General features: G+C 54.8%; 17 protein-coding genes. All 17 read left to right on the forward strand.

Annotated features, from left to right (window positions below; all coding sequences use genetic code 11):
- Nucleotides 1-128: 128 nt before the first annotated feature.
- The 17 genes from hisC (at nt 129) to PJU73_RS06105 (ending at nt 14,189) form a co-directional block, all read left to right on the forward strand.
- Nucleotides 129-1,208 carry a histidinol-phosphate transaminase gene (gene hisC, locus PJU73_RS06025; RefSeq protein ID WP_237091756.1) on the forward strand — a complete coding sequence of 360 codons (1,080 nt, stop codon included), beginning with the start codon at nt 129-131 and terminating at the stop codon, nt 1,206-1,208.
- Nucleotides 1,209-1,253: 45 nt separating this feature from the next.
- On the forward strand, nt 1,254-2,186 hold the full coding sequence (hisB, locus tag PJU73_RS06030) for an imidazoleglycerol-phosphate dehydratase HisB (RefSeq protein WP_237091755.1): 933 nt from the start codon (nt 1,254-1,256) through the stop codon (nt 2,184-2,186).
- A 205-nt stretch (nt 2,187-2,391) separates the two neighbouring features.
- The gene (locus PJU73_RS06035; protein ID WP_237091754.1) at nt 2,392-3,255 is read left to right on the forward strand and encodes an NAD(P)-dependent oxidoreductase; all 864 of its coding nucleotides are present in this window, start codon (nt 2,392-2,394) and stop codon (nt 3,253-3,255) included.
- 135 nt (nt 3,256-3,390) lie between these two features.
- A complete protein-coding gene (gene hisH, locus PJU73_RS06040; protein WP_237091753.1) occupies nt 3,391-4,035 on the forward strand; it encodes an imidazole glycerol phosphate synthase subunit HisH in 645 nt (214 codons plus the stop codon).
- A 64-nt stretch (nt 4,036-4,099) separates the two neighbouring features.
- Nucleotides 4,100-4,843 (forward strand): 1-(5-phosphoribosyl)-5-[(5-phosphoribosylamino)methylideneamino]imidazole-4-carboxamide isomerase, encoded by a 744-nt coding sequence (hisA, locus tag PJU73_RS06045; RefSeq protein WP_237091752.1) that lies wholly within the window; start codon nt 4,100-4,102, stop codon nt 4,841-4,843.
- Nucleotides 4,844-4,885: 42 nt separating this feature from the next.
- Complete coding sequence (gene hisF, locus PJU73_RS06050; protein ID WP_237091751.1) at nt 4,886-5,653, forward strand: imidazole glycerol phosphate synthase subunit HisF; 768 nt, start codon at nt 4,886-4,888, stop codon at nt 5,651-5,653.
- Nucleotides 5,654-5,686: 33 nt separating this feature from the next.
- The gene (locus PJU73_RS06055; RefSeq protein WP_237091750.1) at nt 5,687-6,451 is read left to right on the forward strand and encodes a sulfite exporter TauE/SafE family protein; all 765 of its coding nucleotides are present in this window, start codon (nt 5,687-5,689) and stop codon (nt 6,449-6,451) included.
- Between the two features lie 92 nt (nt 6,452-6,543).
- On the forward strand, nt 6,544-6,945 hold the full coding sequence (gene hisI / locus PJU73_RS06060) for a phosphoribosyl-AMP cyclohydrolase (RefSeq protein WP_237091749.1): 402 nt from the start codon (nt 6,544-6,546) through the stop codon (nt 6,943-6,945).
- Between the two features lie 110 nt (nt 6,946-7,055).
- The gene (locus PJU73_RS06065; RefSeq protein ID WP_237091748.1) at nt 7,056-7,379 is read left to right on the forward strand and encodes a phosphoribosyl-ATP diphosphatase; all 324 of its coding nucleotides are present in this window, start codon (nt 7,056-7,058) and stop codon (nt 7,377-7,379) included.
- A gap of 68 nt (nt 7,380-7,447) precedes the next feature.
- Entirely contained in the window at nt 7,448-7,771 is a 324-nt protein-coding gene (locus tag PJU73_RS06070; RefSeq protein ID WP_237091747.1) for a histidine triad nucleotide-binding protein, read from the forward strand.
- Nucleotides 7,772-7,828: 57 nt separating this feature from the next.
- Nucleotides 7,829-8,032 carry a Sec-independent protein translocase subunit TatA gene (gene tatA, locus PJU73_RS06075; RefSeq protein WP_237091746.1) on the forward strand — a complete coding sequence of 68 codons (204 nt, stop codon included), beginning with the start codon at nt 7,829-7,831 and terminating at the stop codon, nt 8,030-8,032.
- 5 nt (nt 8,033-8,037) lie between these two features.
- Nucleotides 8,038-8,685 (forward strand): Sec-independent protein translocase protein TatB, encoded by a 648-nt coding sequence (tatB, locus tag PJU73_RS06080; RefSeq protein WP_237091745.1) that lies wholly within the window; start codon nt 8,038-8,040, stop codon nt 8,683-8,685.
- 7 nt (nt 8,686-8,692) lie between these two features.
- A complete protein-coding gene (gene tatC, locus PJU73_RS06085) occupies nt 8,693-9,466 on the forward strand; it encodes a twin-arginine translocase subunit TatC (RefSeq protein ID WP_237091744.1) in 774 nt (257 codons plus the stop codon).
- 124 nt (nt 9,467-9,590) lie between these two features.
- The gene (locus PJU73_RS06090; RefSeq protein ID WP_237091743.1) at nt 9,591-9,947 is read left to right on the forward strand and encodes a DUF2069 domain-containing protein; all 357 of its coding nucleotides are present in this window, start codon (nt 9,591-9,593) and stop codon (nt 9,945-9,947) included.
- Nucleotides 9,948-11,774 carry a PglL family O-oligosaccharyltransferase gene (locus PJU73_RS06095; RefSeq protein WP_237091742.1) on the forward strand — a complete coding sequence of 609 codons (1,827 nt, stop codon included), beginning with the start codon at nt 9,948-9,950 and terminating at the stop codon, nt 11,772-11,774. It abuts the gene before it with no gap.
- A gap of 315 nt (nt 11,775-12,089) precedes the next feature.
- Entirely contained in the window at nt 12,090-12,767 is a 678-nt protein-coding gene (locus PJU73_RS06100) for a response regulator transcription factor (RefSeq protein WP_237091741.1), read from the forward strand.
- Nucleotides 12,768-12,782: 15 nt separating this feature from the next.
- On the forward strand, nt 12,783-14,189 hold the full coding sequence (locus tag PJU73_RS06105; protein WP_237091740.1) for a sensor histidine kinase: 1,407 nt from the start codon (nt 12,783-12,785) through the stop codon (nt 14,187-14,189).
- Nucleotides 14,190-14,258: the final 69 nt, after the last annotated feature.

A 14,258-nucleotide genomic window follows, 5' to 3' on the forward strand; every position in this document is an offset into this window, starting at 1 on the left:
CCGTTTTATGCTACATTTTGATTGTCAATATTTTAACGTTTCAAGATAAAAGGCAATCGGTTAGAATACTGTTTATAAAAACGCAACCCAAGCCGCCAGCCTTTGCACAATAAAATCAGGAGAAAACCATGCCCTCACCGCTTTCATTTATCCGCAACGATATTCAGGCCATGCAGGCGTATCAGATTGCGGATTTGCCGGAAAACTTTATCAAGTTGGACGCAATGGAAAGCCCGCATCACCCGTTTGCACACAATCCGGAATTATTGGCGCAATGGCAGATGCTGCTGGGCAATGCACCGATTCACCTGTATCCCAATCCGGCCGCCAGCGGTTTGCAGTCGGCGCTGCGGCAGGCGTTCGGCATTCCCGAAGCGGCGCAGATTGCACTGGGCAACGGTTCGGACGAACTCATCCAGTTTCTGACCATGCTGGTGGCCAAACCCGGAGCAAAAGTTTTGGGTGTCGAGCCGAGTTTTGTGATGTACCGCCACAATGCGGCGCTTTACGGCATGGAGTATATCGGCGTACCGCTCAAAGAAGATTTTACTCTGGACTTGGCGGCGGTGTTGTCAGCCGTGCAAACCCATAATCCGGCGCTGATTTTCCTTGCTTATCCCAACAATCCGACCGGTGTCTGCTTCAAGCGTGAAGAAATCGAAGCCGTGATTGCCGCCGCACAGGGCATTGTGGTGGTGGACGAAGCCTACGGCGCATTCAACAACGACAGTTTCCTTACGCAGGCGGGCAGCATTGAGAATTTGGTGGTGATGCGTACCATCAGCAAAATCGGTTTTGCCGGACTGCGTATCGGCTATGCCGCCGGCAGCCCGATGGTGATGAACGAACTGGCGAAAATCCTACCGCCCTACAATATGAACCAGCTCAGTCTGGCCAGCGCCAAATTCGCCATGCAGCACGCCGAAACCATCAACCGCACCGTTTCCGAACTGAAGGCCGAACGCGAACGCATGTATGCCGCATTATCGCAAATAAGCCGTCTGAAAACCTTCCCGAGCCAAGCCAACTTTCTAACCGTGCGTGTTCCCGATGCGCTCGAACTGTTTGAAACGCTCAAACAACACCGCATCCTGATTAAAAAGCTGCACGGCACCCACCCGCTGCTGGAACAGTGCGTACGCATTACCGTCGGCTCGCCGCAGCAAAACGATGCCGTGTTGGCAGTTATCCGCAAGCTCTACGGCTGACCTGTTCCCTTTATTTTATTGTCAAACAAATATCACGAGTTTTTTATGAACACCGTCCAATTACATTTACAAAACTTGCACCTGCTGATTGAAGAAGCCGGTTCTCTAAGCGCCCTTGCCCGCCAGTGCGGCTACGGCAAATCCGCTTCCCTGTCGCAACTCAAACGCCGCCTCGAAAGCCAATCCGGCGACGACAGCGCACGGGGCATCCGCCCGTCGCTGGCCGCCAAGCTGGAAAAAAGCATGAACAAACGCAAAGGCTGGCTCAACCGGGACCACAGCAAAGACTTGGAAAAAGCCCGTGCGGCCGAACAGACGGCTCAAGAAACCGAAAACCCGACCATGCCGTCTGAAAACGCCGTTTCCTTTACCGCCGCAGCGGGCGACCGCACCGCCACCGTTACCCGCAACACCAGCGAAACCCAAATTACCGTGTCCGTCAATCTCGACGGCAGCGGCTGCGGCCGTTTCGACACCGGCGTACCGTTTCTCGAACACATGCTCGACCAAATCGCCCGCCACGGCATGATCGACATCGACATCACTTGCAAAGGCGATCTGCACATCGACGACCACCACACCGTAGAAGACATCGGCATTACCTTGGGTCAGGCGCTGAAACAGGCCTTGGGCGACAAAACCGGCATCCGCCGCTACGGCCACGCCTATGTGCCGCTTGACGAAGCCCTGAGCCGTGTCGTGCTGGACTTGTCCGGCCGCCCCGGTTTGGTGTACAACATCGAATACACCCGTGCCTTAATCGGCCGCTTCGATGTCGATTTGTTCAGCGAATTTTTCCAAGGCTTGGTCAACCACAGCATGATAACGCTGCACATCGACAACCTGCGCGGCCGCAATGCCCACCATCAGGCAGAAACCGTATTCAAAGCCTTCGGCAGAGCGCTGCGCATGGCCGTGGAACACGATGAACGCATGGCCGGAAAAATGCCTTCCACCAAAGGCACACTGACCGCATAACCCAAACTATGCCGTCTGAAAACGAGCAAAGCGAGTTTCTGCGAAGCTAAAACCGAAGGTTTCGCCAAAACAAGCAAGGCGAGTTTCTGCGAAGCTAAAACCAAAAATTTCGCCAAAACAAGCAAAGCAAATTTCTGCGAAACCGAAACACCGTTTTTCAGACGGCCTACCCGCCCCACTTTACACCAAAACAAGGAGAAACATCATGCAGGAACACAATAAAATCGGCTGGATCGGCATGGGCCAAATGGGCATTCCGATGGTAAACCGTCTGCTCGACAACGGCATCGAAGTCGGCGTATTCAACCGTGCGCCGCAAAAAACCGCCGAAGCCGCCGCCAAAGGCGCTAAAGTTTACCCGTCCGCCCAAACCTTGGTGCAGGATTATCCGGTCATCTTCCTGATGGTATCCGACTACGCCGCCGTAAACGACATTGTCGAATCGCTGAAAAACGACTTGTCTGGCAAAATCATCGTCAATATGAGCACCATCGCCCCCAGCGAAAACCTGAAAATCAAAGCCGCCGTCGAAGCCTACGGTGGACAATTCGCCGAAGCGCCGGTATCCGGCTCGGTCGGCCCCGCCACCAACGGCACCCTGCTGATTCTGTTCGGCGGCGACGAAGCCGTGTTGAATCCGCTGCAAAAAGCCTTTTCCTTCCTCGGCAAAAAAACCTTCCATTTCGGCGCAGTCGGCAAAGGTTCGGGCGCTAAATTGGTACTCAATTCCCTGCTCGGCATTTTCGGCGAAGCATACAGCGAAGCCATGCTGATGGCACGCCAGTTCGGCATCAACACCGACACCATCGTCGAAGCCATCGGCGGCTCGGCCATGGATTCGCCGATGTTCCAAACCAAAAAATCCCTGTGGGCCAACGGCGAATTTCCGCCGGCATTCGCCCTCAAACACGCCAGCAAAGACCTCAACCTCGCCTGCATGGAAGCCGCTGCAGCCGGCAGCCGCCTACCCGCAGTGGAAACCGTTGCCGAAAGCTACCGCCAAGCGGTTCAATCGGGCTACGGCGAGCAAGACGTTTCCGGCGTATATCTGAAACTGGCGGAACAATAAACCGCAAGCCGTCTGAAAACACGACCCGTTTTTCAGACGGCCTCTCTACCTGAAATTGCTGACAATACCCGCATTGCAGGCCGTATTTTGTTACAATACGCAGATCATTTATCTATAAACAAAAGATTCAGCATAATGAAAACCGCTATCATAGATTACGGCATGGGCAATCTGCATTCGGTACTCAAATCGGTGCAGGCCGCACAAAAAATGTCCGGCAGCCCCATGGAAATTTATCTGACCGACCAACCCGAACAGGTTGCCGCCGCCGATAAAATCATTTTCCCCGGACAGGGTGCAATGCCCGACTGCATGGCGGCGCTGCAGCGCAGCGGCCTGCGCGAAGCCGTGGCCGACGGTTTGAAAAACAAACCTTTTTTCGGCATCTGCGTCGGGGCGCAACTTTTGTTTGAACACAGCGAAGAAGGCGACACCGCCGGTTTGGGCTGGTTTGAGGGCGAAGTCAGACGCTTTGCCGCCAATCAGCACGATGCCGGGGGCAACCGGCTGAAAGTGCCGCACATGGGCTGGAACACCGTCCGCCAAACCCGCCCGCACCCGCTGTTTGCCGACATCGCCCAAGACACCCGCTTCTATTTCGTCCACAGCTATTATTTTGCGCCGAAGCAGCAGGAAATCGTGTTGGGCAGCAGCGAATATCCGCACGAATTTGCCTGCATTGTCGGCAAAGACAATGTATTTGCCACCCAGTTTCACACCGAAAAAAGCCACGACGGCGGCCTTTTGCTGCTGCGTAATTTTTTAAACTGGCGGCCTTAGCCGTTTGGATTTTGCTGAAATTTCAGACGGCCTCGCAAACACCATTTACCACAGGAAACCAACCATGCTGCTCATTCCGGCAATCGATTTGAAAGACGGACAATGCGTCCGCCTGAAACAGGGTCTGATGGATCAGGCCACCGTATTTTCCGACACACCGGCGCAAACCGCCGCCCACTGGTTCAAACAGGGCGCACGCCGCCTGCATTTGGTCGATCTCAACGGCGCTTTTGCCGGCGAGCCGAAAAATTTTCCGGCGATTAAAGAGATTCTTGCCGAAGTTGCCAAAGACATCCCCGTGCAGTTGGGCGGCGGTATCCGTGATTTGGCAACTATCGAAAAATATCTGGATTTGGGGCTGACCGATGTGATTATCGGCACGGCGGCGGTGAAAAATCCGGCATTCGTCCGAGAAGCCTGTCAGGCATTCCCCGACCGGATTATTGTCGGCTTGGATGCCAAAGACGGCATGGTCGCCATCGACGGCTGGGCTACGGTTACCGAACATCATGTTATTGATTTGGCAAAACGTTTTGAAGACGACGGCGTAAACAGCATCATCTACACCGACATCGGCCGCGACGGCATGATGAGCGGCGTGAACATCGAAGCCACCGTCAAACTGGCGGAATCGGTCGCCATTCCGGTGATTGCTTCCGGCGGACTGACCAATCTGGACGACATTCGGGCATTGTGTGCCGTCGAACACAGCGGCGTGCAGGGTGCGATTACCGGCCGGGCTATTTACGAAGGCAGCATTGACTTTGCCGAAGCCCAGCAGCTTGCCGATACGCTGGCCGCCCGCTAACCCGTTTTCAGACGGCCTGATTTCAACCACAGGAAACCCGATATGGCATTGGCAAAACGCATTATTCCCTGTTTGGACGTTAATAACGGCCGTGTCGTCAAAGGCGTGAATTTTCTCGGCCTGCGCGATGCGGGTAATCCGGTTGACGTTGCCAAACGCTACAACGACGAAGGGGCGGACGAACTGACGTTTCTCGACATCACCGCCTCGTCCGACAACCGAGACACCATTTTGCACGTCATCGAAGAAGTCGCCTCGCAAGTCTTTATTCCGCTGACCGTCGGCGGCGGCGTACGCTCGGTGGCCGATGTGCGCCGCCTGCTCAACGCCGGTGCCGACAAAGCCAGCATCAACACCGCCGCCGTAACCAATCCCGATTTAGTCAATGAAGCCAGCGGCTTTTTCGGCTCGCAGGCGATTGTGGTGGCGATTGATGCCAAAGCAGTCAATCCCGAAAACACCCGCTGGGAAATCTTCACCCACGGCGGCCGCAGCCCGACCGGCTTGGACGCTGTCGAATGGGCGGTGGAAATGCAGCGGCGGGGCGCAGGCGAAATCCTGCTTACCTCGATGGATCGGGACGGCACCAAAGCAGGCTTCAACCTCCCGCTGACCCGTGCCGTCAGCGAAGCCGTGGATATTCCCGTGATTGCTTCCGGCGGGGTCGGCAACGTGCAGCACCTGATTGACGGCATTCGGGAAGGCAAGGCGGATGCCGTGTTGGCCGCCAGCATTTTCCATTTCGGCGAAGTCAGCATACACGAAGCCAAAGCCGCCATGCAGGCGGCGGGTATCGAAGTCCGGCTGTAATGCAGGCCGTCTGAAAATCAAGAGAACGCAATCATGGAACTCGATTTAAATTTAGGCCAATACCTGCTGATCGGCGCACTCGGCTTGGTTGCCGGTGTCATCAATATGATGGCGGGCGGCGGCTCGAACCTGATTTTGCCGGTATTGATGGTGTTCGGCATTCCCGCCGACATCGCCAACGGCACCAACCGTGTCGGCGTATTCATGCAGTCGGTTTCCGGCGTGTTCGGTTTCCATAAAGCCAAACGCCTACCGACCGAGGATTTGCCCGCCATCATCTGGCCGACCATGGTCGGCGGCCTGATTGGCGCATTGTGCGCCTCGTTTGCCCCCGTTGCCGTATTGAAACCGCTGCTGCTGCTGACCATGCTCGGCGTTGCCGCCTTGGTTGCCTTCAACCCCAACCTGCTGGTACACGCCCACGGTGTCGAACCCGTCCGGGTTGCCGACCGTCCCAATGCCCGATTGGCACTGATTGTTGTCGGCATGTACGGCGGTTTTGTGCAGGCGGCCACCGGCTTTATCCTGCTCCCCGTTCTCGCCGGCCTGCTGCGCTACGACCTTGTCCGTGCCAACGCCCTCAAAGTCTGCTGCACGCTCGGCTTTACGCTGGTGGCGCTGGCCATCTTCATCTCACGGGGACAAGTGATGTGGGATGTCGGGCTGGTGCTGGCCGTCTGCAGCGCCATCGGTGCCAGACTCGGCGTGAAAACCGCCATCAAGCTCAAGCAGGAAACCCTGCGCAAAATTTTATTTGTCATGACCTTGGTCGCCGTAGTTCTGGCACTGTTCGGCTAACCAACAGGCCGTCTGAAAACCGCAGGTTTCGCTAAAACGGGCAAACCACATTTTCAGACGGCCTCCCCTATCCAATATAAGAAAGCAACAAAATGTCGATTGAAACAATCCTGCAAGGCGTGAAATTTGACGAAAAAGGACTGGTTTGCGCCATCGCCCAAGATTGGCAAAGCAAACGGGTATTGATGGTCGCATGGATGAACGCCGAAGCCCTGCAGAAAACCGCCGAAACCGGTTTTGCCCATTATTACAGCCGCTCCCGCCAAAAACAGTGGCTCAAAGGCGAAGAATCCGGCCACACCCAAAAAGTACACGAACTACGGCTCGACTGCGACGGCGACGCTGTTGTTATGCTGATCGAACAAAACGGCGGCATCGCCTGCCACACCGGCCGGGAAAGCTGCTTCTACAAAATATGGCAAAACGGCGCATGGCATACCGCCGACCCTGTTTTGAAAAACGAAGCGGATATTTACGGCGGCAAACACCCTTAAACCCATGCCGTCTGAAAACGAGCAAAGCGAGTTTCTGCGCAACTAAAACCGTAGGTTCCGCCAAAACAGTTTTTCAGACGGCCTTACCCCATTTTCCAAGCCCCAAAACCATGAACGAAAACATTTTAAGCGAAATCCAAAACGTGATTGATTCACGCAAAGGCCAAAACCCTGACACCTCTTATGTTGCCCAACTGCTACACAAAGGCGGCGACAAAATCCTGAAAAAAGTCATCGAAGAAGCCGGCGAAGTATTGATGGCCTCCAAAGACAACGACCCCGCCCACCTGATTTACGAAACCGCCGACCTTTGGTTTCACAGCATGGTCTTGCTGGCACACCACGGTTTGCGTGTCGAAGATGTCGTCAGCGAACTCGCCCGCCGCCAAGGTTTGTCGGGGCTGGCCGAAAAAGCCGCTCGCACAGAACGCTGAAACTGTATTACAATCATGCCTATTCTACCGAAGTCCCACCACATACCAAAAACGATTCGGAAGCCACTATGAACAACTGCATTTTCTGCAAAATCGCCGCCGGCGAAATCCCGTCGGCAAAAGTATATGAAGACAGCGACATGCTGTGTTTCAAAGACATCAATCCGGCAGCACCGGTACACCTGCTGCTGATTCCCAAAATCCATTTCGACTCGCTGGCGCACGCCCAAGCCGAACACCAAACCCTGCTCGGCAAAATGATGCTCAAAGTGCCGCAAATCGCCGCAGAAGCAGGTCTGAGCAACGGTTTCAAAACCTTAATCAACACCGGCAAAGGCGGCGGGCAGGAAGTGTTCCACCTGCATATCCACATTATGGGTACACCGGCATAACGCAGCCTCAGTGCAAACCGTATTCACATTTATTTCACCTAAACAAAGGAAACCATTATGGGCAGCTTTTCCCTCTGGCATTGGATTATCGTTCTGATTATTGTCGTATTGGTGTTCGGTACCAAAAAACTACGCAATGTCGGCAAAGACTTAGGCGGCGCAGTACATGATTTCAAACAAGGCCTCAACGAAGGCACCGATGCTCCAAACGCCAAAAAAGACGACGTAATCGAACATAAAAAAGACGAAGACAAAGCCTGATTTCCATGTTTGATTTTGGATTAAGCGAACTTCTGCTGACCGGCGTTATCGCCCTGATTGTCTTAGGTCCGGAGCGGCTGCCCAAAGCCGCCCGTATGGCGGGCAATCTGGTCGGGAAACTGCAGCGTCTGGTCAGCAGTGTCAAACAGGAATTGAGCGTACAGGCGGAATTGGACGAGTTGCGGCAGGCAAAACAGGAATTCGAACAGGCCACCCAAGCCTTCCAAACGCAGCTTAAAGATACCGGCGACGGCCTCAACAGCAGCCTCGGCGAGATTTCAGACGGCCTCAAACCGTGGGAACGCCTGCCCGAGCAGCGTACGCCCGCCGATTTCGGCATGGATACCGCCGCCGATACGGCCGATACAATCGATACCGCCGCTGCTGAAACGCCTGAAGTGCCGACAGATGAAAACGGCCAGCCGATTGCCCCTCCAGCCGCCGCAGACGACGGCGATCAGGCGTGGAAACAATACCTGCTCGGCGGCGGCAGCCGCAACGTTCAGGAAGTCAGCTATGCAGAAATCCCAAGCACTGCTGCGGTTTCGTCAGGACTGCATACGCCGTCTCTGCGCCAGCAGGCGCTGCGCCGCAAACGGGACGCACGCCCGAGATTCCGTCCGCAACCCAAACTTCGTGTCCGCAAAAAGTGAGTAAACGGTGTCTGAACCTTCCAACGAACAAGTTACCCAGCCTTTAATCGAACACCTGCTGGAACTGCGCCGCCGCATGATGTGGATCGTCGGCGCGACCCTGCTCTGCTTTATCGCACTGATGCCTTTTTCCCAGCAGCTTTATTCGTTTGCCGCCGAGCCGCTGATGGCCAATCTTCCGGCCGACACCAGCATGATTGCCACCGATGTAATCGCCCCGTTTTTCGTGCCGGTCAAAGTAACCCTGATGGCGGCATTCCTGCTGTCGCTGCCGCACACGCTGTATCAGATTTGGGCATTTGTCGCACCGGCGCTCTACCAAAACGAAAAACGCCTGATTACGCCGCTGGTTTTATCCAGCTTCCTGCTGTTTTTTACCGGCATGGCGTTTGCCTATTATCTGGTGTTCCCCGTTATCTTCAAATTTTTAGCGGGCGTAACGCCGGTCGGTGTGAACATGGCGACCGACATCGACAAATACCTGTCGTTTATCTTGGGTATGTTTGTCGCCTTCGGCACGACTTTTGAAGTACCGGTTGTGGTGGTCTTACTGGCACGCATGGGCATTGTGGACGTGAAACAGCTCAAAGCCGCCCGCCCGTATGTGGTGGTCGGTGCCTTTATCGTCGCCGCCGTGATTACCCCGCCTGATGTGATTTCGCAAATCCTGCTCGCCGTGCCGCTGATTGCGCTTTACGAAGCCGGTATCTGGTTCAGCCGCTTTATCAGCGTCCGTGTTCGGGAACTGGAAGAAAGCAGGGAAGACAGTGATACCGAGTGATCACAGCCATATTTTTACCATATATAGTGAATTCACTATAGGCCGTCTGAAAATGCGATTTCCATCATCGCCGAGACCGCATTTTCAGACGGCCTGTTTCCCACCATTCCGATACTCCAGCACTATGAAACCCGACACCCTCCGCCATTGGTCTTATTTTTCCGCCTGCGCCAGCCTGATTGCACTGATTGCCCTCAGCCTGTCGTGGGAACTCTGGCTTTCGCCGCTGCGCAGCGGCGGTTCGTGGCTGGCATTGAAAGCCTTGGTGTTGTGTCTGCCGCTGCCGGGTATTCTCAAAGGCAAAATCTACACTTATCAATACAGCTCGATGCTGATTCTGATTTATTTCGCCGAAGCCGTGATGCGGATTTTCGATGCGCAAACCACCAGCCGTCTCTGCGCCGCTGCCGCCGTTTTGCTCTGCACGGTATTTTTCGCCTCCTGCCTGATTTTCGTTAAACAGTCCAAACAGAGAGCATAAATGTTTTCCCGCTTTTCAGACGGCCTCGCCGAGCGCTGCAGCCGTGATTTGCTGCCGCTTTATCTGTGTTTCGGCTGGATTGCCGTTGCCCCGTTTCTCTCGCTTTACCGTGTCGGCCCTTTATCCAGTTTTTATCTCGAAACCGCCTCGCTGCTGGGCGCAGTGTGCCTGCTGTTGCTGAGTGCCGCCAAAGGCCTGCTCAATGTCCGTCTGCCGCAAACCGCCGTCGGCCTAGTGATTCTGGCGGCATACTGGTGGCTGCAGGCACGCTTGATGAATCTAACTTATCCGGGCATGAGCGACATTGTGGTTTGGGGCTTTATCATCCTCGCCGCCGCCCAATGGTCGTTGCAGGGTTGGGTCAAACGTTACGGACAGACGGAAATCGCCGCCGCTTTGGCGTGGGCGCTGCTGATTGGTGCATTACTGCAGGCAACGGTGGCGTTTATGCAGTTTAAAGGCTGGGCAAACGCCGACTGGCTTAAAGGCATTATTGCCTACAGCGGCCGCGACAATATCAACGGCCAGCTCGGTCAGCGCAACCATCTCGGCCATTATTTGATGTGGGGGCTGCTTGCCTGCGCCTATTTGTGGTCGGAAAAACGGCTGAACCCTTGGTTCGGCTGCCTGCTGATGTTTGCATTGGCCGCCGTTTTGGGCTTGGTCAATTCACGCACCATTTTGGGCTATCTGATTGCCGTCGGCATGTTATTGCCGCTGTGGCGGATTTGGTTGGGCAAAGCCGCCAACCGCAGCGTGATTATTTTCGCACTCGCCCTGTTTGCCGCCGCCCTGTGCCAATATGCAGCCGGGCCGCTGTTGGAATGGCTGTCCGACACGCCTTACGAAACCGCACTCGAACGTGCCGCCAACAGCAGTTTTGAAGGTTCGGCACGCCAAACCGAATGGCTCAAAGCATGGCTCGCATTCAAAAACGCCCCGCTCTTCGGCCACGGCTGGAACGGCTATGCCGCCGCCGGTTTCGAACTTCACGCCCAAACCCAACAATTCAGCAACAATATCCTCAATGTACTGTTTACCCATTCGCATAATTTGGTTTTGCAACTGCTGGCCGAAATGGGGCTGGCGGGAACATTATTGGTCGGCGCAACCCTGCTTGCCGGTGCATTCGCCCTGCTGCGCCGTCCGTGCGGCAACGCCTCGTTTTTTGCACTGGCACTGATTGCCGTTTCCCTGTGCCACAGTATGCTGGAATATCCCTTGTGGTATTTCTATTTCCTCACGCCTTTTGCCCTCTTTTTCGCCCTCGCCCCCGCCCGCACCGCCGAAACCCTGCCGCCAAACCTGCTGCGCCGTGCAACGGCTGCCGTTTTCGCTTTGTGTCTGCTCGGCGGCATTGCCCGCACCACTTACGATTATTACCAACTGACCGGTTACGCCCGTATCAGCAAACAGTCTTCGCCGCAGCAAAATCAAACGCAAATCGAAGGGCTGCGCCGCATTGCCGCCGAAAACGCCATGCTGCGTTATTATGCCGAACTCGCCCTCTCCCGCCGTGCCGATCCGAGTGATGCCTTCCTGCCGGACTGGGCGGCGGCAACCGCAATCCGTTCCCTGAGCTACCGCCCGTATGCCACTGCCTATCAGGTCGGGCTGTACCAATACCGCCAAGGCGACACTGTTCAGGGTCGGGAATGGCTGGCAAAAATCTACCGCTATTATCCGTATATGATGCCGTTTTACACCGGAAAAATCGACCGCCTGCCGGTTTACCGCCCGCTGTTGGGCGAAATCCTGAACGCCTGCCAAACCTTTATCAGCCAACCCAAACATCCGACCACCAAACCCTGCAAAACCGGAAAATAGGCCGTCTGAAAATCGGCAAAGTAAATTTTCAGACGGCTAAACCCTTTGTTTTATCTAAATAAACACTTCACCGTACAGTACAGACCGAGCAAACGGTTTTTATCAATCTAAAATGTAAAGCCAAGCCCCGCCATTGCAAAAAAGCGAAAATACCGCTGATAAGAAACTATCAAAAAAACACCATTGCATGTTAAGATGGCATTTATCCGAATTTCGCCGCCGCCCTGCGGCCGCATATTGTGAAACACAACAGTCAGGCCACATCAGCGCATCTGACCGGCTGTTTCACCATACAACCACGAAAAGGAAAGAATCATGAGCCGAGTATTATTGGTAGATGATGACGCTTTATTGACCGAATTACTCACCGAATACCTGACCGCCGAAGGTCTGAACGTACACAGCGTATCCGACGGCGAAGCCGGTGTTCAGGAAATCCTGTCCGGCCAATACGACGTAGTCGTGCTGGATTCCATGATGCCGAAAATGAACGGCTTGGACGTGTTGAAAAACGTCCGCAGCCAAAGCACCATTCCGGTGATTATGCTTACCGCCAAAGGCGACGACATCGACCGCATTATCGGTTTGGAAATGGGTGCCGACGATTATGTACCGAAACCCTGCACTCCGCGCGAACTCTTGGCCCGTATCAACGCCATTCTGCGCCGGGCTCAACAAAGCAGCGAACAGGGCGGCACGCCCAACAGCATTGCCGTCAGCGATGTGGTGCTTTACCCGGCCAAACGTCAGGCAACCATCGGCGACAAACCGCTCGAATTGACCAGCACCGAATTCAACCTGCTGGAAGTGTTGATGCGCCATGCCGGACAAGTGGTCAGCAAAGAAACCCTGTCGCTCGAAGCGCTCGACCGCAAGCTGGCAAAATTCGACCGCAGCATCGACGTGCATATTTCCAGCATCCGCCACAAGCTGGGCGATGCCTCGCTGATTCAGACCGTCCGCGGCTTAGGTTATCTGTTTGTCAAAAACTAAGCACCGGCTGATGCGATGAGATTGTTCCAACACATCTTCGCCACATTTTGCGCGGTCATTATCTGTGCGATTTTTGTGGCGAGTTTTTCTTTCTGGCTGGTACAAAGCACCTTGGCGGAGAATCAGTTCAAACAGCGCCGCACCATCGAAACGGCGCTGATGAACAGCATGATTACCGCTTTCCGTTCGCGGGGCGACAGCGGCGCACGGGAAATCCTGATCGAATGGAAAGACAATCCCGTGTCCAATGTCGTATTCGTCATTGCCGGCGACGAACGCAAAGACATTCTTGCCCGCACGATAGACAATAAAACCATCGAGCGGGCGCGTTCGTTTGCAATGGAAAACCCCAAATCCGAGCTGGTGCATATCGAATACGACCGCTTCGGCGAAGAATACCTGTTTTTCATCAAAGGCTGGGACAACCGCCAAGCCAAGCGCCTACCCAGCCCGCTGTTTATCCCCGGCCTGCCGCTGGCACCGATTTGGCATGAATTTATCATTCTGTCGTTTATCATTCTGGTCGGGCTGTTTATGGCCTATATTCTGGCCAACAACATCACCAAGCCGATACGCATACTCGGCCGGGGCATGAACCGTGTCGCCAACGGCGATCTGGAAACCCGCATTGCTGCCGAAGTCGGCAATCGGGGCGACGAATTGGCGCAGCTTGCCGGACAATTCGACCAAATGGCGGAAAAACTGGAAAAACTGGTTGCCAAAGAACGCCACCTGCTGCACCACGTTTCCCACGAAATGCGCTCGCCGCTGGCACGAATGCAGGCAATCCTCGGCTTAATTCAGACCCAGCCGCACAAGCAGGAACAATACATCAAACGTTTGGAAGGCGAGCTGACCCGCATGGACACGCTGGTCGGCGAGCTGCTGACCCTGTCCCGACTGGAAACGTCTAATATTCCGCTAGAAAAAGAGCCGCTCAAGCTGATTCCGTTTTTAGAAAACCTGATTGAAGACAGCCAAAGCATCGCCGTGCAAAACCGCCAGCAGGTTGTATTGGAAACCGAGGCCAAAATTCCGGCAAACGCCACCGTCTGCGCCAATGAAAGCTATCTTTACCGTGCATTCGACAACGTAATCCGCAATGCCATGAATTACAGCCCCGAAGGAAGCACCATCAGCGTGCATATCCGCCAAGAAGGCAAACTCTGGCTGGTGGACGTAACCGACAACGGCCCCGGCGTGAGCGAAGCCCAGCTGCCACACATTTTCACGGCGTTTTACCGTGCCGATTCCAGCGCCAACAAACCCGGCACGGGCTTGGGGCTGGCACTGACCCAGCACATTATTGGCCAGCACCAAGGGCAAATCAGCGCCGAAAACGTGCAGCCCAACGGCCTGCGTATCCGCTTCAGCCTGCCCAAAGCCAAAGCCGCCGACAAAGTCCGCAAAAAACCGGCCTAACGGCACCACAGGCCGTCTGAAAATCCACACACCCATTTTCAGACGGCCTGCGTTTATCTTTATATAAAA

It is taken from the genome of Neisseria lisongii (assembly GCF_028463985.1).
Taxonomy (GTDB): Bacteria; Pseudomonadota; Gammaproteobacteria; order Burkholderiales; family Neisseriaceae; genus Neisseria; species Neisseria lisongii.